At 70.8% G+C, this 23744-nt stretch carries 21 protein-coding genes; 7 read left to right on the top strand and 14 right to left on the bottom strand.

Annotated features, from left to right (window positions below):
• Positions 1-85: 85 nt before the first annotated feature.
• Both ID574_RS37335 and ID574_RS37330 read right to left on the bottom strand, forming a co-directional pair.
• The gene (locus ID574_RS37335; RefSeq protein WP_188193720.1) at positions 86-1954 is read right to left on the bottom strand and encodes an elongation factor G; all 1869 of its coding nucleotides are present in this window, start codon (positions 1952-1954) and stop codon (positions 86-88) included.
• A gap of 164 nt (positions 1955-2118) precedes the next feature.
• On the bottom strand, positions 2119-3168 hold the full coding sequence (locus ID574_RS37330) for an Rv2578c family radical SAM protein (RefSeq protein WP_188193719.1): 1050 nt from the start codon (positions 3166-3168) through the stop codon (positions 2119-2121).
• 134 nt (positions 3169-3302) lie between these two features.
• Here ID574_RS37330 and ID574_RS37325 point away from each other — a divergent pair, with 134 nt between their 5' ends.
• Positions 3303-3584 carry a DUF3040 domain-containing protein gene (locus ID574_RS37325; protein ID WP_188193718.1) on the top strand — a complete coding sequence of 94 codons (282 nt, stop codon included), beginning with the start codon at positions 3303-3305 and terminating at the stop codon, positions 3582-3584.
• Between the two features lie 5 nt (positions 3585-3589).
• On the opposite strand, the gene ID574_RS37320 is transcribed toward ID574_RS37325, so the two are convergent.
• Complete coding sequence (locus ID574_RS37320) at positions 3590-4441, bottom strand: polysaccharide deacetylase family protein (RefSeq protein ID WP_188193717.1); 852 nt, start codon at positions 4439-4441, stop codon at positions 3590-3592.
• Between the two features lie 42 nt (positions 4442-4483).
• Positions 4484-5227, bottom strand: coding sequence for a siderophore-interacting protein (locus ID574_RS37315; RefSeq protein WP_188193716.1), 744 nt, complete (start codon positions 5225-5227; stop codon positions 4484-4486).
• A 63-nt stretch (positions 5228-5290) separates the two neighbouring features.
• Between ID574_RS37315 and ID574_RS37310 the strand changes: the two genes are divergently transcribed.
• Positions 5291-6016 (top strand): TetR/AcrR family transcriptional regulator, encoded by a 726-nt coding sequence (locus tag ID574_RS37310; protein ID WP_188193715.1) that lies wholly within the window; start codon positions 5291-5293, stop codon positions 6014-6016.
• Between the two features lie 59 nt (positions 6017-6075).
• On the top strand, positions 6076-7617 hold the full coding sequence (locus ID574_RS37305) for an MFS transporter (protein ID WP_442939362.1): 1542 nt from the start codon (positions 6076-6078) through the stop codon (positions 7615-7617).
• 55 nt (positions 7618-7672) lie between these two features.
• On the opposite strand, the gene ID574_RS37300 is transcribed toward ID574_RS37305, so the two are convergent.
• The 4 genes from ID574_RS37300 to ID574_RS37285 form a co-directional block, all read right to left on the bottom strand.
• A complete protein-coding gene (locus tag ID574_RS37300) occupies positions 7673-8257 on the bottom strand; it encodes an NADPH-dependent FMN reductase (protein ID WP_188193713.1) in 585 nt (194 codons plus the stop codon).
• Between the two features lie 29 nt (positions 8258-8286).
• Entirely contained in the window at positions 8287-8778 is a 492-nt protein-coding gene (locus ID574_RS37295; protein WP_188193712.1) for a DrrA family ABC transporter ATP-binding protein, read from the bottom strand.
• 151 nt (positions 8779-8929) lie between these two features.
• Positions 8930-11440, bottom strand: a complete 2511-nt coding sequence (lanKC, locus tag ID574_RS37290) for a class III lanthionine synthetase LanKC (protein WP_223167492.1) — start codon at positions 11438-11440, stop codon at positions 8930-8932.
• Positions 11441-11461: 21 nt separating this feature from the next.
• A complete protein-coding gene (locus tag ID574_RS37285) occupies positions 11462-12079 on the bottom strand; it encodes a flavoprotein (protein ID WP_223167471.1) in 618 nt (205 codons plus the stop codon).
• Positions 12080-12313: 234 nt separating this feature from the next.
• Here ID574_RS37285 and ID574_RS37280 point away from each other — a divergent pair, with 234 nt between their 5' ends.
• On the top strand, positions 12314-13642 hold the full coding sequence (locus ID574_RS37280; protein WP_188193709.1) for an activator-dependent family glycosyltransferase: 1329 nt from the start codon (positions 12314-12316) through the stop codon (positions 13640-13642).
• On the opposite strand, the gene ID574_RS37275 is transcribed toward ID574_RS37280, so the two are convergent.
• From ID574_RS37275 to ID574_RS37255, 5 genes are all read right to left on the bottom strand, one after another.
• Complete coding sequence (locus ID574_RS37275) at positions 13577-14284, bottom strand: class I SAM-dependent DNA methyltransferase (protein WP_188193708.1); 708 nt, start codon at positions 14282-14284, stop codon at positions 13577-13579. The genes ID574_RS37280 and ID574_RS37275 overlap by 66 nt on opposite strands.
• 14 nt (positions 14285-14298) lie before the next feature.
• The gene (locus ID574_RS37270; protein WP_188193707.1) at positions 14299-15651 is read right to left on the bottom strand and encodes a nucleotide sugar dehydrogenase; all 1353 of its coding nucleotides are present in this window, start codon (positions 15649-15651) and stop codon (positions 14299-14301) included.
• A gap of 17 nt (positions 15652-15668) precedes the next feature.
• The gene (locus ID574_RS37265) at positions 15669-15902 is read right to left on the bottom strand and encodes a hypothetical protein (protein WP_223167470.1); all 234 of its coding nucleotides are present in this window, start codon (positions 15900-15902) and stop codon (positions 15669-15671) included.
• A 114-nt stretch (positions 15903-16016) separates the two neighbouring features.
• Complete coding sequence (locus tag ID574_RS37260) at positions 16017-16574, bottom strand: GNAT family N-acetyltransferase (RefSeq protein ID WP_188193706.1); 558 nt, start codon at positions 16572-16574, stop codon at positions 16017-16019.
• A 66-nt stretch (positions 16575-16640) separates the two neighbouring features.
• Complete coding sequence (locus tag ID574_RS37255; RefSeq protein ID WP_188193705.1) at positions 16641-17393, bottom strand: NAD-dependent epimerase/dehydratase family protein; 753 nt, start codon at positions 17391-17393, stop codon at positions 16641-16643.
• 204 nt (positions 17394-17597) lie between these two features.
• Here ID574_RS37255 and ID574_RS62300 point away from each other — a divergent pair, with 204 nt between their 5' ends.
• Both ID574_RS62300 and ID574_RS37245 read left to right on the top strand, forming a co-directional pair.
• Positions 17598-20252 (top strand): AAA family ATPase, encoded by a 2655-nt coding sequence (locus tag ID574_RS62300; RefSeq protein ID WP_188193704.1) that lies wholly within the window; start codon positions 17598-17600, stop codon positions 20250-20252.
• A 19-nt stretch (positions 20253-20271) separates the two neighbouring features.
• The gene (locus tag ID574_RS37245) at positions 20272-21534 is read left to right on the top strand and encodes an activator-dependent family glycosyltransferase (protein WP_188193703.1); all 1263 of its coding nucleotides are present in this window, start codon (positions 20272-20274) and stop codon (positions 21532-21534) included.
• Here the strand turns inward: ID574_RS37245 and ID574_RS37240 are convergent.
• Entirely contained in the window at positions 21515-22762 is a 1248-nt protein-coding gene (locus ID574_RS37240; RefSeq protein WP_188193702.1) for an activator-dependent family glycosyltransferase, read from the bottom strand. The genes ID574_RS37245 and ID574_RS37240 overlap by 20 nt on opposite strands.
• A gap of 94 nt (positions 22763-22856) precedes the next feature.
• Between ID574_RS37240 and rfbA the strand changes: the two genes are divergently transcribed.
• Positions 22857-23741, top strand: coding sequence for a glucose-1-phosphate thymidylyltransferase RfbA (gene rfbA / locus ID574_RS37235; RefSeq protein WP_188193701.1), 885 nt, complete (start codon positions 22857-22859; stop codon positions 23739-23741).
• Positions 23742-23744 lie beyond the last annotated feature (3 nt).

Genomic DNA, 23744 nt, shown 5'->3' with positions numbered 1-23744 from the left:
GAATCCCCCCTGTACGGACGAGATGCACCTGATTGGTGCACTGCGCTCGTTAATACCCATCTATCCCCTAAACCCGACATACCGCCTATCGGGTGGGCCGGTCGCCCGACGGTTCCGACCACCACGCGCCCTCGCCGTGCGACAGCCCGGGCAGCCGCTGCTCGAACTCGTGCACCACGGCCGCAGGGATCTCACCCGTGATCACCCAGGTGTCGTCGCGCCTGACCGCGCCGTCCAGCTCGCCGCCCAGCGCCGCCAGCCCGCCGGTGACCGCGCTGAACGCCTCCAGCGGGATCTCGGCCTCGAAGCGGTGGCAGGGCTCGTACACCGTGGTGCCCGCCCGGCGCAGCGCCTCGGCGAGCACGATCGGCGTCCGGCCGCGGAAGTCGGCCGCGACGGTGGAGGGCGCGTCGTAACCGGTGCGGGTCAGCGTGACCGTGATGTCGGTGACCGGCCAGCCGTGCGGGCCCTCGCGCAACGCCAGGCGCACGCTCTCCTCGATCGCCCGGTGGAAGGCGTGCGGCAGCGACCCGAGATCCACCTCCAGCCGGTAGCCGACGCCCGACCCCGGCGCGGCCGGCTCGACCCGCAGGCCGACCGTGGCCATGAACGGGTTGGGGCCGTGGCGCCGGATCTCCTCGACCGCCTCGCCCGTGCCCGAGGGACGCTCGAAGTAGATGGGGCGGCTCGGCTCGAACACCGCCTCGACGCCGAACTCCCTCGCCAGCGTCTCGCCGATGACCTCCTTCTGGACCTCCCCGTACAGCAGGACCGACGTGTCGCCGCCGGCCAGCGTGCGGGTGCCGATCAGCGGGTCCTGCTCGGCCAGGGCCAGCAGGGCGGCGTGCAGGCGCGGCTCCTGGCCGGGCACGCGCGGGCGGACGACCGTCTCCAGGCTCGGCGGGCTGAAGTACGCCTGACCGTCCGGAGGCGGCTCGCCGACGTGGTCGCCGACGCGGATCTCCGGCACGCCCCGGACCTTGACGATGTCGCCCGCCACCGCCACCCGCCGCCGCGGGGCTCCGGCGACGGCCAGCGCGGTCAACCGGCCGCCGTAGACGCGCCCCTGGCCGCCGTGGAACGTCAGGGCCTCGCGAGCGCGCAGGACGCCCGCGCGTACCCGCAGGTAGGCGACCTTCTCGCCGGACGGGGCGCGCTCGATCGCGAACACCGTCGCCCGCGCGGGGTCCGGCGCCCGGCCGGGGTCGGGCTGGCGGACGGCGGGCAGCAGGGTGGCGATGCCGTCGAGGAGGTCGGCGACGCCCTGCCCGGTGATCGCCGAGCCGTACAGCACCGGATGCGCCACCCCGTCCGCGCACTGGCGGGCCAGCGCCGCGCGTACCTGCTGCAGGTCGGGGGTCTTGCCGTCGACGAGGAGCTCCAGCAGCGCGTCGTCGTGCTCGGCCAGAACCTCGGCGGCCTCCTCCACCGCGTGCGGCGGGAGGCCGTGGGTGGTGGCGGCCTTGCGGCCGAGGTCCTGTACGGTGTTCATGGCGACGCCGTACGGCGAGAGCCGCCGCCGGATGTCGGCCAGCACCTCCCGCTCCCCGGCGCCCATGCGGTCGATCTTGTTCACGAAGATCAACGTGGGCAGGCGGAGTCTGCGCAGGGTCTTCATGAGGACCCTGGTGTGCGGTTGGACGCCCTCGACGGCCGACAGCACCAGCACGGCGCCGTCGAGCACCCCGAGCGCCCGCTCCACCTCCGCCACGAAGTCGGCGTGGCCGGGTGTGTCCACCAGGTTGACCCGCAGGTCGCCCAGGGTGAAGGAGGCGACGGCCGCGCGGATGGTGATGCCGCGGCGGCGTTCGATCTCGCCGGTGTCGGTCTGTGTGCTGCCCTCGTCGACGCTGCCGAGCCGGTCGATGACGCCGGTCTCGAACAGCAGCCGCTCAGTGAGGCTGGTCTTGCCCGCGTCGACGTGCGCGAGGATGCCGATGTTCAGGATGTGCATGTGTGGTGGAGCCCTCGAGAACTCTCGTGCCAATGGGGCGCTGGGAGATTCCGAGGCGGCGCCGCATCACATGCTCCTGATCTTCGGCCGATATGGACCCGCCAATCGTGCCAGCCGGGCCGGGGCCGATCCACCCATTTATCGCCGGCGCGTCGTGTCGGGCGCTACAGCAGGCGGAGTTGCTCCGGGGGAGGGGGCGCCGGGGCCGGGCGGGGCGGGAGGCGGCGGGCCATGGCCGGGGTGGCGCGGCCGACGCCGAAGCGCTCGGCCAGCTCCTTGACCTGGGAGGTGATCCGTTGCTGGTACGCCTTCGGCGCGTAGGCGCCCCGCCCGTAGAGCTCCAGGTAGCGCGGCACCAGCCGGGGATGCTCGCGGGAGAGCCAGCTCAGCCACCATTCCCGCGCCCCGGGACGCAGGTGCAACACGATCGGGGCGATGTGGGTGGCGCCGGAGCCGGCGATCTCCTTGACGGTGCGTTCCAGCTGGCCGGGGGAGTCGGTGAGGTACGGCAGGATCGGCGCCATCAGCACCCCGCACGCGATGCCGTTGTCGTTGAGCCGGGCGCAGACCTCCAGCCGCCGGCGCGGATCGGGCGTGCCCGCCTCCACCGCCCGCCACATCTCCGGATCGACGAACCCGACCGACACGTTGGCGCCCACCTCGGTCACCTCGGCCGCCTCGGTCAGCAGGTCGAGGTCGCGCAGGATCAGCGTGCCCTTGGTGAGGATCGAGAACGGGTTGGCGGCGTCGCGCAGCGCGGAGAGGATGCCGCGCATCAGCCGGTAGCGGCCCTCGGCGCGCTGGTAGCAGTCGACGTTGGTGCCCATGGCTATGGGGAAACGGCCCCTGACGTGGTGGCCGCCCCAGCGGGGGGAGGCCAGCTCCTTGCGGGCCAGCTCGGCGGCGTTGACCTTGACGACGATCTTGGAGTCGAAGTCCGCTCCGGCATCCAAATCTAGATATTCGTGCGTTTTTCGGGCAAAACAGTAAATGCAGCGATGACTGCATCCCCGGTAGGGGTTGATCGTGTACTCGAACGGCACCCGGCTGGCGGCGGGCACGCGGTTGATGATGGATCGGGCCCGGATCTCGTAGAAGGTCATGCCCTTGAACTCGGGCGTGTCGAACGTGCGGGTGACCGCGCCGCGGGCGAACAGCGGCGCGGCCGGATCGTCCTGGTCTGGCCCGGTCAGGCGCAGGTTGTCCCAGCGCATCTCATGATTAGAACAAAAGTTCGAGCTTGATCGCAAACCGAAAAGAGGGTGCAATTACCTGGTCAGCCTGGGGCTAATGATCTTCATGGTTGGGCAGAAAGAGGCCACAGAGCTTGCGTTCCGGAGGTGCATCTATGGCCTGGTCGCAGGACGAGGAGCGGATGCTGGCCCAGATCGAGCAGCACCTCGTCGACGACGATCCGCGACTCGTCGCACGACTGGAGTCGTTCAACGAGCGGGCTCGTCGCAGCGAGGCGAGGTCGAAGGGCGAGTCCGGCGGCCGCCGCCGGCCGCGCCGCTCGACGGTCATCATCCTGATCAGCTGGCTGCTCATCGCCACTCTGGTCGCCACTCTCCTGATCATGGTTCTCCGCCAGGAGGCCGCTGTCGGCCTGGCCTTGGCGGCCGCCTTCTGAACGGTTCACCGCGCGGTCCAGGCGCGCCGGACGACCTCGTAGCCGATCACCACGATCCCCTCCCGCCGTAGCAGGTCGCGGGCCTGCGCTGAGGTGAGGAACTCGTAGTCGCTCCGGCGCACGCGCCACCCGTGCGGATCGACGGCCCGCGACTCCGCTCCTCCCAGGCCGGGATGCACGGCCCACTCGCTCAGGCCCGGCGGCAGCGTGCGCAGCCGCCGGGCGTAGGCGTCCGCCTTGCCGTCGAGGTCCAGCGCGAAGCTGTCCAGGAAGTCGTGGTCGGCGACGGGGAGGCCGAGGCCGCGCAGCCGCTCGCGGTTCGGGTCCAGCCAGGCCCGCACCGCCAGCCCGTACTCGCCGGCCAGCGCCACGGTCAGCTCGAACACGTCCGTGCGCCCGCCGTCGGCCAGGCAGTGCCAGTCCAGGTGCGCCGGGGTCAGCCCGGCGTCGAGCACGGCGTGGATCTGTGCCCGGAACTCGGTCTCGACCTCCTCGATGCGGGCCCGGCCGAGCAACTCGGGGATGCGGTCGTAGGGGAACGGCCGGCCGGAGTCGTCGAGCAGCGAGGGCACCCGCTCCCGGCCCGCCATCGGTCCCCAGGGGCGGCCCGGCAGCTCGCAGACCAGCGTCAGATGGATGCCGAAGGGGATCTCCGGCCGCTCGCGCAGCAGGTCCATCGCGTGACCGGCCGCCGGGCAGGGCGTCATCAGGCTGCACGAGGCGGTGATCCCGTCCTCGATCGAGCGGACGACGGCCTCGTTGACCTCCCGGTACATGCCGAAGTCGTCGGCGTTGACGAGCAGCAGGCGGGTGCCGGCCGGGAATCCCAGCAACTCGCTGGAGGACTGTGCAGGCATCCCCTCAGCGTGGTCAATGTGAAGGGCCTCCACAACCGGATTTCAGTGCAGCCCGCGTTTGCCCGGCGTCCAGAACGGCTTGACCTTGATCGAGGTGCGCGGCCAGTTGCGCTCGCGTACGAGATAGTCCCTGATCATCTGGCACGTCCGGGCCTCGCCCGCGAGGTAGGCGGCGCCGGTGTTGCCGGGCAGGTCCAGGCCGGCCACCGCGGCGAGCAGAGTCCGCGAGGAGGCGGCGGGCGCGCCCGCCCGGTGCACCCGGCGCAGCTCGTGCGGACCGGGCATGGGCATGTCGTGCTCGGGCGCCTCGCTCTCCAGCACGCCGTGCACCCGCGCCCCCGGCGCCAGGGCGCGCAGCATCGGCCCGAACGCCGCACTCGCCGTCTCGTCCCCGGCGAACAGGTGGAACGGCGCCTCGTCCCGGGTGAAGAAATCCCCTTGCGGCCACCAGAACGTCACCGGATCCCCGGGTGCGGCCTCGCGCGCCCAGCGCAGCCCGATGCCGTCACCGCCGTACAGGTGCGCCCGCAGCTCCAGTCCCCGCCGGTCGGGGTCGAGGTCCCAGATCGTGTACGTGCGCAGCGTCTCGACGGGCCGCAGGATCCCGTACACCGACAACGGGTCGTTGATCTGCACGCGGATGTGCTGGCCAGGCCGGTACGGGAACGCGATCGGCACGCCGGTCTCCAGCCGGATCCGGCGCATCGTGGGCGTGACGAGCTCGGCCTCGGCGACCTTCGCCTCCATGACGTACTTGGCGAAGGCGCCGGCGAGGGGATTGCGCATGACTCCGCTCCTTAGGATCTATAAGTTTGCTTAGAGCCATTAAGGAAACATAGGTGCCCTAGGATGTCAACGGTTCCGGACGGAGGGAGCGGGATGGCCGGCAGGCGCGAGAGGGTGCGGCAGGCGACGCTGGCGGAGATCCGCGCGGTCGCGCGCAGGCTGCTCATCGAGCAGGGGCCGGCGGCCGTGACGATCAACGCCGTGGCCAGGGAGATGGGGATGAGCGGGCCTGCGCTCTACCACTACTTCGCCGGCCACGAGGAGCTGGTCGGAGCGGTGACCGCCGACTTCTTCCGCGAGCTGACCGAGGTCATGGAGGCGGCGCGGGAGGCGCACCCGCCGGGCGAGCACGGCCGGCGGCTGCTCGCGACGTGCCGGGCGATGCGGAAATGGGCGATCACGCATCGGGCGGAGTTCGGGTGGGTGTTCGCCAGCCCGCTCACCGGCGAGCGGCGGCCCGGCTCCCCGCGCGAGCTGGCCGGGCGCGACTTCGAGGCGGTCTTCCTGGAGGAGGTCGCGGCGTTGTGGGAGAGCCGGCCGTTCCCCGTGCCCGCCGAGCTGGAGCCGTCGATCAGGAAGCAGCTGCGCGCGTACACCGCCTCGGCGGGGCTCGGGCTGCCGGTGGAGGCCGTGCACGTCTTCCTGTCGTGCTGGATCAGGCTGTACGGCCTGCTCTGCATGGAGGTGCTCAACCAGCTCGACTTCGCCTACTCCGACCTGGAGCCGGTCTTCGAAGAGTGCCTGCGCGAGATCGCCCCCAAACTGGGGCTCGACTACGAGAGCCCCTGAGCCGTTCACGGCGCATCGAAGTTGACCTCAAGCTTGGTTGAGCTCCTATCGTCGGCTCCATGACGGAAAACATGAGTATCCGAGCGGGACGCCGCGAATGGATCGGTCTGGCCGTGCTGATCCTGCCGACGCTCCTGCTGTCCATAGACGTGACCGTGCTCCACCTGGCCGTGCCGAAGCTCAGCGCGGACCTGCGGCCGAGTGCGTCCCAGCTGTTGTGGATCAACGACGTGTACGGGTTCCTCATCGCGGGATTCCTCATCACCATGGGCGCGATCGGGGACCGCATCGGCCGCAGGCGCCTGCTGCTGATCGGCGCGACCGCGTTCGCCCTGGCCTCGGTGCTGGCCGCGTACGCGCCGGACGCCGGGTTGCTCATCGCCGCCCGCGGGTTGCTCGGGATCGCCGGCGCGACGCTGATGCCCTCCACGCTGTCGCTGATCCGCACCATGTTCCACGACCCCGCCCAGCGCACCGTGGCGATCAGCCTCTGGATGACCGGGTTCACGGGCGGCATGGTGATCGGGCCGCTCGTGGGCGGGGTGCTGCTGGAGAGCTTCTGGTGGGGGTCGGTGTTCCTGCTGGGCGTGCCGGTCATGGTGGTGCTGCTGGTGGCGGGGCCGCTGCTGCTGCCCGAGTACCGTGACCCGAATCCCGGGCGGCTGGACCTGGTCAGCGTGGCGCTCTCGCTGGCCGCCGTCATCTCCGCCATCTACGGGATCAAGGAGATCGCCGCGTACGGGCCGGGCACGGCGCCGGTGCTGGCGCTGGCGGCGGGCCTGGCCCTGGGCGCGGTGTTCGTCCGGCGGCAGCGCCGGCTGGCCGACCCGCTGCTCGACCTCAAGCTGTTCGCCGAGCGCAGGTTCAGCTCCGCGCTGGGCACCCTGATGCTCGTCATCCTCGTCGGGCCCGGGGTCATGCTGCTGACCGCCCAGTACATGCAGCTCGTGGCCGGTCTGACGCCGCTCCAGGCCGGGCTGTGGACGCTGCCGCAGACCGCCGCCGTCGTGCTGGGGTTCATGGTGTCGCCGGCGCTCGCCCGGCGGATCAGGCCCGGGTCGGTCATGGCAGGGGGTCTCGTGGTCGCCGCCGTCGGGGTCGGGCTCCTCGTGGGGGCCGGGAGCGGGTCCGGGCCGGCGTTCGTCGTGGTCGCGCAGGTGCTGTTCTTCGTGGGCGCGTCGCCGCTCCTGGTGCTGGGCACCGACCTGGTCGTCGGGTCCGCGCCGCCCGAGCGCGCCGGGGCCGCGTCCGCCCTGTCGGAGACGGTGCAGGAGTTCGGCGGGGCGCTCGGGCTGGCGGTGTTCGGCTCGATCGCGGCCGCGGTCTATCGGGCGCAGGTCGTCGTACCGGAAGGGGTGCCCGCCGGGCTGGGGGAGTCGGCCCGCGACACGCTCGGCGCCGCGGCGGACGCCGCCGCGCGGCTGTCCGACCCCGCCGCCACGGCGCTCCTGACCGCCGCACGCGCCGCCTTCACCGACGCCCTTCAGGTCACGGCCGTGGTCGGCGCCGTCATCGTGGCTCTGACCGCCGTCCTGGCGGCCGTCATCCTGCGTCCCGTCGCTGAGACTCCGGAGACGGAGAAGGCGGACGTGCCGGTCTGACGGGTGCGGCCGTCGCCCGTCCCCGCCGGCCGTCGCCCGTCCCCGCCGGTCGGCGTCAGACCTCGTACGGGTGCGCGGCGCGGGCGGCCTTCAGCGCGCGGGCCCACCAGGCGAGCTGGTCGAGCATGACCTTGGCGGCCCCGTCGCTGCCCTCGGGGATCTCGGGCGTGACGCCGTCCTCCAGGCGGGTCCACGTGCTGTGGAAGCTGACCGTCTCCCTGATCGTGACGGCGTGGAGCTCCGCGAAGACCAGGCGCAGGTGCTCGACCGCGCGAAGGCCGCCCGATCTGCCGCCGTAACAGACGAAGCCGACCGGCTTGGCGCGCCACTGCGTGTAGTTCCAGTCGATGAGGAGCTTGATGGTGGCGGGGAAACTGTGGTTGTACTCCGGGGTGACGACGACGAACGCCTCGGCCGCCGCCAGCCGGTCGCTCACGGGCGCCAGGAGCTCCTTGACCGCGGGGGCCGGCGACGACGTCACGGCCAGCGGCAACGGCGTGGTGGCCAGGTCGATGACGTCGATGTCCATGGCGGTGTGGCGCTCGGCGCGGTCGACGAACCAGTCGGCCACGACCTGGCCGATCCTGCCCGTCCTCGTGCTGGCGATGATCACCGTCAGGCGGAGGGGAGCGAATGACATGGGCTCTCCTAGGGGGTTCGGTGGTCGAGCTAGTCGGCCCTCCTGAACTGGGCGGCGGCCAGGGCCAGGAAGATCAGGCCCATCGCGGCGAGCAGGCCGGACTCGGCCCAGGCCGGGACCGGCACACCGCCCCACGTGACCGGCCGGCCGGTGGCGCCGAGGTGCCCGAGGATGGCCTGGCGCAGTAAGTCCACGGCGTGCGTCAGCGGGTTGGCCGGCGCCGGCGCCTGGAGCGCCGCGGGGAGGCCCGCGATCGGGAACAGGGCGCCCGTGGTGTCCCGTGCCGGCCGGGTCATCGCCATGCCGTCAGCCCTCACCAGGGCGTCGCCTCTGATGGTCGTCCCGGTGTGGGCCAGGAAGACGTCCTCCAAGCTCGGCCGGGTCAGCTGGACGGACCTGATCGGCACGCCCAGCTCGGCGAACAGCCTGGGCAGGGACGCGGGCGTCCTGGGGGAGTCCACGACGGCGATCCTGCCGTGATCCATGATCGCGATGCGGTCGCAGTACTCGGCCTCCTCCATGTAGTGCGTGGTGAGGAGGCGCGGACCATCTCCAGACGGCGCCTCACCCCGCGGAACACCTCCCCGTACGCCACGGTGACGTCGACCCCCTTGACCGCCTCGGCCGCGCCGTACCGCTTGGCCAGGCCCTCGGCGCCGATCGCGGTGGCGTTCACCGCTCGCCGGCCCGGGGGCGCGGCGAGAAGAACGGCAGGGCGGGCGGCCCGTCGCCGGCCAGGGCGAGCAGCGCCCCGGCCGAGCCCGTGGCCAGGTCCATGGACAGCCGGTAGCCGAGGTTCCCCGGGAACGCCAGGTGGTCGCCCAGCTCGATCGCGTGCCAGGCGAGCACCTCGCGATGGCGCTCCAGGTCGGTACTCTCCGCCAGGCGGGCGAGGGCGAGGATGAGGCCGGCCTTGCCGCGGAACAGGTCCGCCTGCACGGCGAGCCGCGGGGAGCAGGCCCGCAGCAGCCCGGGAAGGGCCTCGCGGATCCTCTCGTCGCCGGTGTGCGCCGACAGTTCGTCGATGACCAGCGCGATCCCCGCGCTGCCGCTCTCCAGGTACGGCAGCAGCCGCACGCCCGTCTCCTCGACCATGAGCGCCCCGTGCTTGTTGGTCACGCACGCGTCCAGGTCACGATGCACGGCCTGGACGGCGAGGTCGAGGTGGCGCTGGTCGCCGCTGTGCTCGTACAGGCGGGTGAAGAACAGCCCCACGCCGGACCAGCCCCGCATCAGCCCGGCGGGCGGGGAGCCGCCCGCGCGCAGGGCGTCGGCGAGCCGCTCGGCGGCGGCGTACGCGGCCGTGCGGTGGCCCGGCTCGTCCCATCGCACGCCCAGGTGGAGGCGGGCGGCGGCGATCCCGGCCAGGCCGGAAGCCAGCGACAGCCCGGTCTGTTCCGGGATCGGGTGGTGCTCCAGGAGCTTCATCGCCTCGCCCTGGTAACCGAGGTGGTCCAGCGCGTAGGCCAGTCCGGCGACCCCGTCGTAGAAGCCGGGGTAGGGGAACTCCATCCGCTCGATGGCCTGCAGCAGCCACTGCTCATGAGCCGGATGGCGGCCGTGCCCGGTCACGTCCAGCGCCCACAGCACGCCGGCGGCGCCGTAGCCGAACGACAGGCCGCCGGAGACGAACTGCTGGATGTCGCCGGGGAAGAGCCGGTCGTCCCGGTCAGGCGTGGCGCAGTCGAGGATGCCCTCGGCGACCTGCCCGGCCACCCGCCGCCAGGAGTACGGCTCGCTCTCCAGCAGACCGGGCTCGGCCGGCGCGCCGGGCGGAGCCAGCTCGCGCCGGATCGTCTCGGCCCAGCCGGGTGGCAGCGGGAAGCCGGCGGTGACCACCCGCACGAGGTGAAAGACCTTGTCCGGCTGAAGCACATGGATCTTGCTGAACGGCAGGAACATCGACAGCATGATGGCCGCCAGCGCATGCCGGTCCAGCTGGGCGCCCTGCTTGCCGTGGCCGACGAAGCCCATGGCGCCCAGGCCTGGCCGCCATGTCGTACGGGCGGAGTCGAAGGCCAGCTCGAAGTCGACCAGGGCGGCCGTCCCCTCAGGGGTGACCATGACGTTGCCCAGGTGGAGGTCGCCGAAGACGACACCCCGTGCGTGAATTTCCTCCAGCAGCGCGGTGAGCGAGTCCACCACCCGGGCCGCCTTGCGGGTGTAGTCGGCCAGGTCGCCGGGGGTGGGCTCGGCCATGGTCGCCCACGGGTGGTTGACCGCGATCCAGACCGTCAGCGGCTCGCCCTCGACGAACTCCTGGGCCAGGAAGTGGTGCCCGCCCATGGTGAACTCGTCATGGAGCTGCGGAACCCCGCGCACCCCGGCCAGCTTGCGCAACGCCCAGGCCTCCTCCCGCAGCCGGGCCGGTGCGTCGAGGTGGTTGTTGTCGATCGCGGTGTGCGGCCTGGCCTCCTTCAGCACAACGCGCAGGCCGTCGGGCCGCCGGGTCGCCACGTAGACGCCGCCCGCGTTGGAGAAGTGCAGCGCGCGTTCCACCCGGTACGGGGCGGTCTGCGCCGAGGCGGCCTTGCGGGCCTCCAGGTGCGGGAGAAGGACCTCAGGGAGCTCCACCCAGTCGGGCGGGGAGAAGTACGGCCGACGCCGGTCGGGCACGATCACACCGTCGGGGCGGCGGACGCCCATGGTGATCTCGCCGTTCTCGTCGACGCAGCGCATCCGGACGAACCCGCCGAAGCGTACGTACACCGGTCCGTCGCCGATGCGCAGGTCACTGAGGATGTAGGGGCCCTGCTCGCCCTTGGTGAGCTCGGCCAGTTCGGTGACCGCGGCGGCGAAGAGCTCCTCGGGCGGGTAGATCGCGATCAGCTTCCCGCTGGTCCCGCGCGGGGTGTACTTGGCGTTGAAGGCGAGCAGCATGTTGCGGTTCATCAGGTACTTGAAGGCGATGCCGCGCTCGACGCAGTAGTCCCAGACCGTGGTGCACAGCCGGTCGGCGTTCTCCAGGGTGGCCGAGATGTGGATCTTCCAGCCCTGCTCGGGTGTGCGGTGGCCCTCGGGCCGCAGCTCGCGCCAGACCGTGCGCCGCCTGCTGATCCAGTCCTGCGGCACGGGCCGCGAGGAGATCCCGAACTCGGCGTCGGCCAGGTGACCCGCGCCACGGGTCCACCGGGTGGCCTCGTCGTAGAACAGCGGATCGGCGAGTGTGTAGTACTGCAGCATGTCGTTCACGTGCGGCCTCCGTCACCCGACGTCAGCGGGCCGCGTCTCGCCCGCGGCGAGGTCCAGGCGCAGCCGCTCGATGAGTTCGATCAGTGCCCACAGTGGGGGAGCGCCGGCGGCGTCGGCCCGCCCGGTGGCGGCGCTGACGGCCGGTAGCGTGGGAGCCACGACCACGTTCGGCCGCTCGGCGAGCGTGGTCAGGTGGGCGCGGAAGGTGGGATTGTTCAGAGCGCCCGGCGGGAGCGAGGGCGCGATGCCGATCGGCGCCGCGGTGCACTGGAGCGCGAGCAGCGAGGGGGTGTCGCCCAGTCCCAGCGCCAGCCTGCTGACGTAGTTGAGGCAGGCCGGATAGACGGCGATGGCCTCGCTCCACTCGGCGAGGCGGACGTGGAGCGCTTGCGTGCTCGGCTCGGCCGGCCACCGGTCGGTGGTCACCTCGTCGCGGATCAGCATGCTGAGGGCCTCGTGGCTGACGAACCGCTCCGCGCTCGGTGTGAGCACCACTCGCACTTCGAGGTCGGGGTAGGACGTGGTGAGCCAGGTGAGCCACGAGGGCAGGTGCATGGCGGCGATGGCGCCTGTGCCCACCACCAGCAGCCGCCGGGCGCCCAATTCGGGTATCCGGCGCGGTTTCGTCACGTCCGGCTCCTTGGCGAGTCGACGATTTCCGGGCAACGACATTTCGACTTACCGTCGCACGCTAGATATCGGCCGGGCCGGCGTCAAAAGGTTCGCGGGTGTCCCGTCTCGCCGGCGGGACGGGGCCTCGCACCTGCCCGCTTCGGGTACGGCATGCGTATGATGAGCGCCGATCCCCTGCTGACGAAGTCACCCCCGATTTCGGTGAATCGGCGTGCGCAAAGGTGGAGAGAAATGCGGGTTCTCCTTGTCTCCTATGCGGAAAAGACGCATTTCCTGAGCTCCGTACCCATGGGCTGGGCGCTGCGGACGGCAGGCCACGAGGTCAGGGTCGCGACCCAGCCCGAACTGGCCGGAGCGGTGGCCGCCACCGGCTTGACCGTCGTGCCGGTGGGTGCCGACCACTCGCTGTACCGCCACAGGGAATGGGCGCGGCGCTTCGGCGATGAGGAGGGATCCGGCTTCTTCGACATGGGCGAGGTGTGGCCGGAACTGGGCTGGGAGCAGCTCAAGTGGGGTTACCGCGAGGTCGTGTGGTGGTGGTGGCGCACGGTCAACGGCCCGATGGTCGACGACCTGACCGCCTACTGCCTCCAGTGGCGGCCCGACCTGGTCATCTGGGAGCCCGGCACCTACGCGGGCGCGATCGCCGCCAAGGCCTCGGGCGCCGCCCACGCGCGGCTGCTGTGGAGCGTGGACCTGTTCGGGCTGATGCGGGAGGCGTTCCTGCGCGAGGTGCGCCGGCGGCCGCCCGAGGACCGCGAGGACGTGCTGGCCCAGTGGACGGGGGGATTGGCCGCACGGACCGGTGGCGCGTTCTCCGAGGACCTGACCAGTGGCCACTTCACCATCACGCACATGCCGCCCTCGCTACGCCGTGCTGACGGCCTGCGGTATGTGCCGATGCGCTACATCCCCTACAACGGCCGCGCGGTCGTTCCCGACTGGCTGCGCGAGCCGCCCGGACGCCCCCGCGTCTGCCTGAGCCTGGGTCTGTCGGCCACCGAGCGGCTCGGCCGCTACTCGGTCTCGATCCGGGGCCTGCTCGACGCGCTCGGCGACCTCGACATCGAGGTCGTGGCCACCGTGCCGCCCGAAACCCAGGCGGAGCTCGGCGCCGTGCCGGCCAACACCCGCCTGGTCTCCTTCGTGCCGCTGCACGCGCTGCTGCCCACCTGCTCGGCCGTGATCAACCACGGCGGGCCGGGCACCGTCTGCACGTCGGCCTTCTACGGCGTGCCGCAGCTGATCCTGCCGCGCCGCCTGCTCGACGACCGGCTGGTGGCCCGCGGGCTGGCCGACGAGGGCATGGCGCTGATGATCCCCAGTGACGACGTCACCGAGGAGAGCACCCGCGAGCACCTGCTCCGGCTGCTGGACGACCCGCTCCTGCGGCAGGGGCCCGAGCGGCTCAGGCAGGAGATGCTCGCCATGCCGTCGCCCAACGCGGTCGTGCCGGAGCTGGAGCTGCTGACCGAGCTCTACCGCGGGACGTCGTCAGTCGCGCACGCCCAGGAACAGGCCGCACTCCCAGGGGCCGCCGGGGAAGTAGGCGGGCTTTAGCCCGGCTCGGGTGAAGGCGCTCTCGTACTGCTCCTCAGTGAAGAGGGTGAGCTCGAAGCGGTGGCAGGAGTGGCGGATGCCGTTGCCGGGGTGTGCGATCATGCAATGCACCTCGGTGTGCACCTTCGTGCCCGACACCACCGAGTGCGACATGCGGGCCAGGGCCGGCTCCTGGGTGAACAGCTCGGCCGAGATGTGCCCGGGATCGAAGGTGTCGGGGAACCACCACGGCTCGACGACCACCACGCCGTCGCTCGCCACATGGGCCGCGAGCCGGCTGACCGCCGCGTCGAGCTCGTCGGCCGAGCCCACGTGCCCGATGGCGAACAGACAGCTCACCACGTCGTAGGTGCGGTTGAGGTCGAAGTCGCGGAAATCGCCCAGATGCAGCGGGATGGCCGGGAAGGATTCCTTGGCCACCGCGAGCATGTCCTGCGACAGGTCCATTCCCTCGACGGTGTCGAACTCCTGCGACAGGAAGCGCAGGTGGTTGCCGGTACCGCAGGCGGCGTCCAGGAGCGAGGCGGCGCCGGGCCGGAGCTCACGGACCCGGCGCACCACGTCGGCCGCCTCGCCCGCGTAGTCCTTGCCCCGACCCAGGTAGACCTGGTTGTAGCTGGCCGCCAGTTCGGCTGGGTACATCTGTCACCTCGCGTCTAACGTCCGATGCCGCGGTAGGAGAAGCCGAGCTCGCGCAGGGCCTCGATCATGTCGCGCGAGTAGTAGGCGCGGCCGTCCACGATGACGCACGACTGCGCGGTGCGGGCGCGGAGCCCGGCGAAGTCCACGGCGTCGAACTGCTTGTGTTTGGCCAGTACGGCGACGCAGTCGGCGTCCCGGGTGGCCTCCTCCAGGGAGGCCGACTGCCGAAGCCCGAAGACCCGCTCGGTCTCCTCGGCTTCGGCGAGCGGGTCGAAGAGCCGCACCTGGGCGCCGGCCTTCCGCAGGGCCGCCACCACGGGGGCGACGGGGGTGGAGCGCAGATCCCCCGTGTTGTTCTTGAACGCCACTCCGAGCACCGCGATCGTCGCCGAGGCCAGGTCCTTGTCCAGCTTGCCCAGCTCCTCGATGATCAGGTCGACGGTGAAGGCGGGCATCGAGTCGTTGACCGCCCTGCCGACGGGGATCGTCTGCAACTCGACGCCGAGCTCCTGGCCCGAGCGCCACAACATCCAGGGGTCCTTGGTCAGGCACGACCCGCCGACGCCGACGCTCGGCAGCAGCACGTTGACGCTCGCCTCGCCTTTGGGGATGGAGTTGGCGGCCGCGATGACCTCCAGGACGTCCACGTCGACCTTGGCGCAGATCTTGGCCAGCTCGTTGGCGAGGGCGATGTTGTGGTCCACCCACCAGTTGTTGGTCAGCTTCACCAGCTCGGCGGCCTCGAGGGAGCCGCAGGATACCACCTCCACACCGATGCTCTTCTGCCAGAACACCGCGGCGCCGTCGACGCTGTCCTGGCACCAGCCGCCGATGACGATGGGGAACCTGCTCAGCTCGCTCAGCGCGACGCCCTCCGACAGGCGCTCGGGGCAGAACGCCAGGCCGAAGTCCTGGCCGCAGCGCAGGCCCGAGCTCTCCAGGAGCGGCGCGACGAGGCTGCGCATGGTGCCGACCGGCACGGTGCTCTTGAAGATCAGTAGCTGGCCGGGGCGGATCCGCCGGCTCAGCTCCTCGCAGACGCTCCTGAGCTGAGTGTCCAGGAGCGTGCCGTCAGGCCGGACCGGCGTGCCGACGGCGACGATGACGATGTCGGTCGCGGTCACGGCCGCGTAGTCGGTGGTGACCCGCAGCCGGGGCGTGCCCACCCAGCGGCCGAGGAGTTCGGGCAGGCCGGGTTCGCGGAAGCGGCAGTGTCCGGCCAGGAGCTCCTCGATCAGGCCGGCGTCGTTGTCCACGCCGACGGTCTGGATACCGTTCTCGCTCAGTGTCGCAGCCACGCACGACCCGACGTAACCCAGGCCGATGACCGATACCGTGATGCCCTCCCAGGCGGGCAGGAATCGCATGTCAGCTCCAGGGTTGTTCAGGCCGAGGGAGCGGCCTGGCCGTTCTGCGATATGCGCAGAGCGACGAAGTCGGCCAGGTCGTCGAAGGTCTCGCCCTCGAAGGCGTGCATGTCCTCCAAGAGGCGCACGTCGTAGATGTCTTCAAGGGTGAGGATCAGCTGCACGACCGAGAAGGAGTCGAGATCGTCCATCCTCTTGGGCTCGGGCAGCTCGAACTCCGGCTCGCTGGAGGTGAACATCAAGATGGTCATGGCCTGCACTGATATCTGAGTGATCAGTTCGTTCCGCTCGATCTCGAGCATCGCGATCACGTCCCCTTCGTCAGGTTTTGGCGCGTCGCCGGGTCGACGGCGGCTGGGCGGGCGTCATCGGCCAAGCGGGCTCTTCACAAGCCGGTCGAGGAACCTGGTGCCGTACTTCTCCCACCGGTCCCGATGGATCGACAGCACGCGCAGGCCGTGCTCGGTGCCGGACTCGCGCAGGTAGGCGGGGGGCTCCGGCTCCTCCATGATCATGGCTGGGAACATGGAGAGTGTCTCGAAGTTCCTCGGAGTGGCGCAGAAGTAGATCTTGCCGACGTCCCAGGTGGCGAACGCGTAGTTCACCACCAGCATGGTCGCCTCCAGGCTGATGCCGAACTCGGTCCGGTCGGGGTCGGCGATGACGTCGATCCTGATCTGGCCGAGCTCGGTGTCGAGGTGGCTTATCGAGCCGAAGCCGATCTTCTCCTCGGTGTCGGAACGCACGACGAAGAACAGCGCCGCGATCTTCACCGGGTCGTCGGTCGAGGTGGACAGGAAGACCTCCAGGTCGGGGAGGAGATCGAGCTTCTCCCGCTCCAGGACCGTCCGTAGTGCCGTGCCGCCGACGGGTTCGGTCTGCAACAGTGACGTACGGCGCGCGATGGTGTGGGGAAAGAGCATGGTTCGTCGCCCCTAGCTGTTTAGCCGGTTGCTCGAACGAGAGCCGGAAAAAATATCGCCGGGATTTCAGGCGTCACCGGGAAGGTGTCCGGACTCCCGAAGATACCGGTCGATGGCGAGCTGGTAATAGCCCGGCCCGAAGTCCATGCCGCCCAGCTCCGGAAGAATTTTGTGGAGCTTCTCCACCGACAGGCAGTGCGCCGTGCCGACCCCGGTGAACTCCCTTTTCGCGGTCGTGCCGAGGCGTTTCTCGATATGATCCACGATGAGTTCGATGCGCACACAGTCGCCCGAGGCGACATTCACTATCTCGTCCTCCAGGCGCATGTCCAGGAGCTTGTCGATGATCATCACCGCATCGGCGACGTGCAGCAGGTCCCGGTAGGCGCCCGGGTAGATGCGCACCGATCCGGACAGGATCTGCGCGATCAGCGACGGGATCAACCGCAACGCGGGCGTGTGCGGTCCCAGCATGTAGCAGAGGCGCAGGGTCAGGTGGCGCACGCCCGAGTCGCGAATGAGCGCCTCCAGGCCCAGCTTGTGCCGTCCGTAGTTGGTCAGCGGCGCGGCCGGTTCGTCCTCCCGGCCGCGGCAGCTGTCCCCGCCCCCGTAGATGCTGGCGGTGGAGAAGAAGACCAGCAGGCGGTCCCGCCGCAAGGATTCCTCGATCGCCTGCTCGACGAGGACGACCTCGCGTTTGTGCTCGGACTCCGGCAACTCCTGGCGGGGCACGCCGGCGGCCAGCACGGTCGCGTCGGGATGTTTGTGGCCGATCAGGCGGAGATGTTTCGCGAGGAAACCGTTTCCGATGATCTCCATTCCACGTTCACCTTTCGGGCAGAGTGCGACACGCCTCGTGCGGGGCGACTGCTGGAGATGAGAACATGTCGCGGCCGGATAATACAAAGCCGTGCTTTGGTGCAGCGGCCCCGTCCCGCTGGCGGGACAAACTGATTTCCCGGGCGGCCGTCTCCCCGATAATGACCGAGCGATATATGCCGCCGGAGGGGCTGAAGCATCACGATGACTGATCTCAGACAACGGGGTGACGCACTCGCTCGGCTGAACGAACTGCTGGCCGGCCGACGCGGCCTGATGACGGTCAGAGGATTTCCTGGTAGCGGGAAGTCGGCGCTCCTGCGGGCATTCACGCTACAGGCGGAGGCCGCCGGTTTCCTGGCGTTGGGCGCGGTCGGGTCCCGGGCTGAGAGCGTGCTGCCGATGGGCGTGCTGAGCCAGCTGACCCACCATCCGGCCGGCCCGGACCACCAGCGGCTCGCCAGGCTCAGGGCGCTCGTCGACGAGGCCATGGCCACGACGTGGTCGACGCCGGTCTACGCCTCTCCCGCGCAGGCCCGTGCCCTGCACCGCATGTGGCTGGAGTTGGCCCGCCTGGCCGAGTCCACACCGGTGCTGATCGTGGTCGATGACGCGCATAACGCCGACCCCGCCTCCCTGCAGTGCCTGCTCTACTTCGCCCGCCGGCTCAAGGGCGCGTGCGTCAGCATCGTCCTGGCCGAGTTGGAGCGGCCTCACCCGGTTGTCGAGCCGATCGACCTCGAACTGCTCAGCCACGCCCAGGGGCCGCCGGTCGAACTCGCGCCGCTCGACCGGACGGGGACCGCCCTGCTGCTGAAGGAGGAGTTGGACGGCCAGGGGGATCTCGACACGTGCTGGGAGCTCAGCGGCGGCAATCCCGCTCTCGTGCGGGCGTTCGCGGCGGACGTACGGGCAGGGGGGCAGGGTATGGCCGCCTACGCCCGTGCCGTCCTCGCCTGCCTGCACCGAGGTCGTCCGACAGGCCTTTGGGCCGCCCGCGGCCTGGCCGTCCTGGACCTGGAAGGGCCGGCGCACCTCCACCGGCTGCTGGGCATCGACCAGGCCTCCGCCGACCAGGCCGCGCGCGAACTGGATCGGATCGGGGTGCTGCGCGAGGGCCGATTCCGCCACGAGGAGGCCAGATCGGCGGTGCTGAGCGACATGGACAGGCAGGAGCGGGCAGCGATGCACCGTCGCGCCGCCAAGCTGCTGCACGACCACGGCGGCTCCCGGGCCGCCATCGCCAGGCACCTGGTCGCCGCGCTGCACGCGCCCGATCCGTGGGTGGTCCCGCTGCTGCAGGAGGCGGCGACCCAGGCGCTGCTCGACGACGAGGCGGAGTTCGCGGTCGACTGCCTCAACCTGGCGGTGCGTGCCAGCGACGACGACCGGCAGCGGATGGAGACCACATTGATGCTCGCCAGGGCCGGTTGGCGGGTGAATCCCGCGACGGTCTCCCGGCATCTGACGATGCTCACCCTGGCCCTTCAGGAGGGCAACCTGCCCGGGCATGAGGCGCCGGGTGTGGTGCGGGCTCTGTTGTGGCAGGGCCGCCTCCACGAGGCCGGGCTGGCTCTGACGACCTTGGGCGACGCGGGTGAGGACGGTAAGGCCGGTCTGCGCGCCACACGCGAGTGGCTGGCCGGCGTGTGCCCGCCGCTGCTGGCCCGGCTGCCGGGGGAGCCGGCCGCCCCACGTCCGCCGCAGGACGATGTGGTCGCCGAGGTCGAGGGCGTGCTGCGCGGCCCCGGGCTGGACGACTCGACGATGCCCGCGGTGGAAGCGGCCCTCCTCGCGCTCATGTGCTCCGACCGCACGCAGAAGGCGGCCGAGTGGTGCGATCAGGCGATCGAGGAGGCGGCCAGACGGCGGGCGACGACCTGGACGGCGCTGTTCACCGCCCTTCGTGGCGAGATCGCGCTCAGGCAGGGCGACCTGCCGCTGGCCGAGCGGCGCGCGGGCTCGGCCCTCACCCTTCTGCCTCCGCGCAGTTGGGGGGTGGCGGTCGGCCTGCCCCTGGCCACGCTCGTGCAGGCGGTGACCGCGATGGGCGGTTACGAGCAGGCCGTACGACACCTGAGGCAGCCGATCCCGGAGGCCATCTTCGAAACCCGGTTCGGGCTGCACTATCTGGAGGCCCGCGGGCATTACCACCTGGCGACCGACCGCCCGCACTCCGCGCTGGACGACTTCCTGTCCTGCGGGGAACTGGTGACCAAGTGGGGGACCGACCTGCCGGTCTTCCCCCGCTGGCGGCTCGGGGCGGCCGAGGCCTGCCTGCGGATGGGACAGCTCGACCGGTGCAGGAAACTGCTGGACGAGCAGCTGGACGAGCCCGCCGCGGCCTCGGACCGGGTCCGTGGGACCGCCCTGCGTCTGCGCGCCCCGCTGCGCGAGCCGCCGGAGCGGGCCTCGCTGCTCAAGGAGGCGCTGGTGCTCCTGGAGGGATGCGGCGACCGGTTCGCGCTCGCGCAGGTCCTGGCCGATCTCAGCCTCGCTCACCAGGCGCTCGGCGAGTGGGCGCGGGCACGGGCGATGCGGCAGCGGGCGCTGGACGTGGCGGCCGAGTGCCGGGCCGAACCTCTGCGCCGGGCGCTGGCGCTGCGGCAGGTCAACCAGGAGGCCCACGTCACGTCCTACACGGTGGCGAGCGCCTACGGCAGTCCGCTGCTCAGCGACGCCGAGCAGCCCGTGGCGGCGCTGGCGGCCGAGGGCTACCGCAACAAGGAGATCGCGGAGATGCTCGGCGTCACCGTCAGCACGGTCGAACAGCATCTGACGCGGATCTATCGCAAGCTCCACGTCGGCGGCCGCGCCGCCCTGTCCAAGAGGCTGCGGCCACCGATCGCCGGCGCGTGAGCGAGACCAGGGAGGCGCCATGCGAGTCATGCTCGCCACGGTCGCGGAGCACGCCCACCTCCTGGGCCTGGTGCCCATCGGCTGGGCCCTGCGCACCGCGGGACACGAGGTGCGGGTGGCCAGCCAGCCGCAGCTGGCCGAGGCCATCGCCGCCAGCGGGCTGACCGCGGTGCCGGTCGGCCGGGATCACGACTTCTGGCGGGTGGCCACCACCTACTCGGCGCTCGACCGGCTGGGGGCGGAAGCCCCGCTGTTCGGCCGGGTGGGAGGCCCTCCCGAGGGGCTGAGCTGGGAGTACCTCAAGGAGGGCTATCGTCGCGTGGTGCCCTGGTGGTGGCGGATGGTCAACGACTCGATGATCGACGATCTGGCGCGCCTCTGCCTGGAGTGGCGGCCCGACCTGGTGATCTGGGGGCCGGTCACCTTCGCCGGCGCCCTCGCCGCCAAGGTGTCCGGCGCCGCCCACGCCCGCGTGGTGTGGGGGGCGGACAAGTTCGCCCTAGTACGCGAGCGTTTCCTCCGGCTCCTCCCGCTCCGGCCCGCGCACGAGCGGGAGGACCTGCTGGCCGGCTGGCTCGGCGCCCGCCTGGCGAGGTACGGGCATTCGTACTCGGAGGACCTGGCCTGCGGGCAGCTCACCCTCGACTGCGTTCCCGCGTCTCTCCAGCTCGGGGTGGCCGGACACCGCGTGCCGATGCGCTATGTGCCCTACAACGGGCGTGCGGTGGTGCCGCGGTGGCTACGCGTCCAGCCCGACAGGCCCCGGGTCGCCCTCACCCTGGGGATCTCCGCGGCCGGTCGGCACGGAGAGAACGTGACGCTGCCGGACATCCTCGACGCCCTGTCTGATCTCGACCTCGAGGTGGTCGCCACCATCCCGGCCGGGCAGCGGGCCATGCTCGGCCCCGTTCCGGACAACGCCCGGATCGTCGACTTCGCGCCGCTGGAGCCCCTGGCGCAGACGTGCGCCGCGGTGATCCACCACGCCGGCTGGGGAACCCTGTGCACGCTGCTGGCGGTCGGCGTGCCGCAGCTCATGCTGCCGAACCTGTTCGACCAGCCGTTGCTCTCGACGGCCATCGTGCGGCAGGGGGCGGGACTGGCCGTACCCGACGGCGAGGTGACGGCGGCCGGGGTGCGAGAGCACCTGGTGCGGCTGCTGAGGGAGCGGTCCTTCGCCGCCGGCGCGGAACGGCTTCGCGACGAGGCGCTCGCCATGCCGACGCCCAACCAGGTGGTCGCCCAGCTCGAGCAGTTGGCCCTCAGCGGAACTCGGCGGTGAGCCGCTCCAGCTCCGGGACGATCTCGTTCGGCGAGGGCATGGCCGCCAGTTCCTCGCGCAGCCGCCCGGCTCCCGCGGCGAAGGAGGAGTCGGCAAGCAGGCGCGCGACGCGCTCGCGTACCCCGTCGGCCGTCACCTTCGTGTCCGGTACGGCAAGGCCGGCGCCCAGCGCGGTGATCCCCTTGGCCAGGAGCGGCTCGTCGAACCAGTTGTAGTGGAGGATCAGCTGGGGCACGCCGTAGTGGGCCGTGGTGAAGACGGTGCCGGGGCCGCCCTGGTTGATCACTACCTGGCATGTCGGCGCGAGCGCGTGCAGGGGCGCGTAGTCGACGATCCTGGCGTTGTCCGGCACCCGGGGGAGCTCCGCCTGCTGCTTGGCCGACAAGGTGGCGACCACCTCCACGTCGAGCCCCTCCAGGGCGTCGAGGATGTCCGGGACGGGTACGGCGTACCTGCCGAGCCTGGTGGCCCACGAATTGCCCAGGGTGAGGGCGACGCGGGGCCGTTCCGGGGGGGTGCGCAGCCACTGCGGGACGACGGCGGGCCCGTTGTAGGGCACGTAGCGCATCGGCACCTGCCGCACTCCCACCTCCAGGCGCATCGAGGCGGGCAGGTAGTCGATGGAGAAGTGGCCGGTGGTCAGGTCCTCCGAGAACTGCCCGCCGTACCTGGCCATGTGCCCGCCCAGCCAGTCGGCCAGGACGTCCTCCCGCTCGGTCGCCGGCTGGGCGGCCATCGACTCCAGCAGCAGCCCGCGCATCCGGGCGAACAGGTCGAGGCTCCACAGCAGCCGCGCGTGCGCCGCTCCGCAGGCCCGTGCCGCCACGGCCCCGGCGAAGGTCGTGGGCTCCCAGAGCACCAGGTCGGGCCGCCACTGCCGGCAGTAGGCCACCAGGTCGGCGATCATCGGCTCGTTGACGACCTTCCACCACCACGGCACGACCCGGCGGTAGCCGTCCCTGAGGTACTCCCACAACACGTCGCCGGTCCGCTCGACGGTCATGTCGAAGCGCGGCCACTCCGCATCGGCGACGCGCTTCATGACGTGCCGGAACTTGTGGTCGTGGCCCACCGGCACGGAGGTCAGGCCGGTGTCGGCCACCGCGTCCGTCAGTTCCGGCTGGCTGGCCACACGGACCTCGTGTCCCGCGGTGCGCAGCGCCCAGGCCAGTGTCACGAGGCTGAAGAAGTGCGACCTTTCCGCCTGGGTCGCGATGAGAATGCGCATCTTCCGGTTCCCGCCGTTAAGGAGGCCAGTAGGGGTTGAGGCCGCGCGTCCCGTCCGTACGCTGGGGCCTATTCGCCGTATTCAGGGAGCAGAGATGAAGGGAATCGTTCTCGCGGGCGGGAGCGGAACTCGACTCCACCCCATCACGCTGACGATGTCCAAACAATTATTGCCGGTATACGACAAGCCGATGGTCTATTATCCGCTCTCGACGCTGATGCTGGCCGGTATCACGGAAATCCTGGTCATCTCCACTCCTGCCGCTCTCCCGCAGCTTCGCGAGTTGTTCGGCGACGGTGCGCAGCTGGGACTCGATATCAGCTACGCCGAGCAGCCTGAGCCGCGCGGCATCGCCGAGGCGTTCCTCGTGGGCGAGCGCTTCGTGGACGGCCAGGAATGCGCGCTCATCCTCGGCGACAACCTGTTCCACGGCCCTCAGCTGGACGGAGTCCTCAGCGCCGCATGTCGGAAAGTGGACGGGTGCGTGCTGTTCGGCTACCAGGTGGACGACCCGGAGCGGTACGCGGTCGGAGAGACGGACGATCGCGGCAGGCTCGTGTCACTGGAGGAGAAGCCCGCCCGCCCGCGCTCGCGGCAGGCGATCACCGGGCTGTACCTCTACAACAAAGAGGTCGTGGACATCGCCAAGGAGATTCGCCCGTCGGCCCGCGGCGAGCTGGAGATAACCGACGTCAATAAAGTCTACCTGGCCGAGGGGAAAGCGTCGCTGGTGAACCTGGGCGAGGAATTCAAATGGCTCGACACCGGCACCTGCGAGTCGCTGCTCGAGGCTTCCAGCTACATCCGGGAAGTCAACCGCCGCGACGGCCTGCGGATCGGCTGCATCGAGGAGACGGCGCTCAGAATGGGCTTTATCGACGCGGAGACATGTTATAACAGGGGCCTCGACATGAAGCATTCGGAATATGGCCGGTACGTCATGGACGTGGCCCGCTCCTGGAACGCACGGAGAAGGTGAATC

The sequence above is a fragment of the Nonomuraea sp. SYSU D8015 genome, from assembly GCF_008065375.1.
GTDB lineage: Bacteria > Actinomycetota > Actinomycetes > Streptosporangiales > Streptosporangiaceae > Nonomuraea.
This window is presented reverse-complemented; position numbering and strand designations above follow the sequence as displayed.

Bases quoted from the DNA above. Each gene is read 5' to 3' on its own strand.
- ID574_RS37335 (WP_188193720.1), bottom strand. From the start codon at position 1,954: ATGCACATCCTGAACATCGGCATCCTCGCGCACGTCGACGCGGGCAAG.
- ID574_RS37330 (WP_188193719.1), bottom strand. From the start codon at position 3,168: ATGCGCTGGGACAACCTGCGCCTGACCGGGCCAGACCAGGACGATCCG.
- ID574_RS37325 (WP_188193718.1), top strand. From the start codon at position 3,303: ATGGCCTGGTCGCAGGACGAGGAGCGGATGCTGGCCCAGATCGAGCAG.
- ID574_RS37320 (WP_188193717.1), bottom strand. From the start codon at position 4,441: ATGCCTGCACAGTCCTCCAGCGAGTTGCTGGGATTCCCGGCCGGCACC.
- ID574_RS37315 (WP_188193716.1), bottom strand. From the start codon at position 5,227: ATGCGCAATCCCCTCGCCGGCGCCTTCGCCAAGTACGTCATGGAGGCG.
- ID574_RS37310 (WP_188193715.1), top strand. From the start codon at position 5,291: ATGTCAACGGTTCCGGACGGAGGGAGCGGGATGGCCGGCAGGCGCGAG.
- ID574_RS37305 (WP_442939362.1), top strand. From the start codon at position 6,076: ATGACGGAAAACATGAGTATCCGAGCGGGACGCCGCGAATGGATCGGT.
- ID574_RS37300 (WP_188193713.1), bottom strand. From the start codon at position 8,257: ATGTCATTCGCTCCCCTCCGCCTGACGGTGATCATCGCCAGCACGAGG.
- ID574_RS37295 (WP_188193712.1), bottom strand. From the start codon at position 8,778: ATGGAGGAGGCCGAGTACTGCGACCGCATCGCGATCATGGATCACGGC.
- lanKC (WP_223167492.1), bottom strand. From the start codon at position 11,440: ATGCTGCAGTACTACACACTCGCCGATCCGCTGTTCTACGACGAGGCC.
- ID574_RS37280 (WP_188193709.1), top strand. From the start codon at position 12,314: ATGCGGGTTCTCCTTGTCTCCTATGCGGAAAAGACGCATTTCCTGAGC.
- ID574_RS37275 (WP_188193708.1), bottom strand. From the start codon at position 14,284: ATGTACCCAGCCGAACTGGCGGCCAGCTACAACCAGGTCTACCTGGGT.
- ID574_RS37270 (WP_188193707.1), bottom strand. From the start codon at position 15,651: ATGCGATTCCTGCCCGCCTGGGAGGGCATCACGGTATCGGTCATCGGC.
- ID574_RS37265 (WP_223167470.1), bottom strand. From the start codon at position 15,902: ATGACCATCTTGATGTTCACCTCCAGCGAGCCGGAGTTCGAGCTGCCC.
- ID574_RS37260 (WP_188193706.1), bottom strand. From the start codon at position 16,574: ATGCTCTTTCCCCACACCATCGCGCGCCGTACGTCACTGTTGCAGACC.
- ID574_RS37255 (WP_188193705.1), bottom strand. From the start codon at position 17,393: ATGGAGATCATCGGAAACGGTTTCCTCGCGAAACATCTCCGCCTGATC.
- ID574_RS62300 (WP_188193704.1), top strand. From the start codon at position 17,598: ATGACTGATCTCAGACAACGGGGTGACGCACTCGCTCGGCTGAACGAA.
- ID574_RS37245 (WP_188193703.1), top strand. From the start codon at position 20,272: ATGCGAGTCATGCTCGCCACGGTCGCGGAGCACGCCCACCTCCTGGGC.
- ID574_RS37240 (WP_188193702.1), bottom strand. From the start codon at position 22,762: ATGCGCATTCTCATCGCGACCCAGGCGGAAAGGTCGCACTTCTTCAGC.
- rfbA (WP_188193701.1), top strand. From the start codon at position 22,857: ATGAAGGGAATCGTTCTCGCGGGCGGGAGCGGAACTCGACTCCACCCC.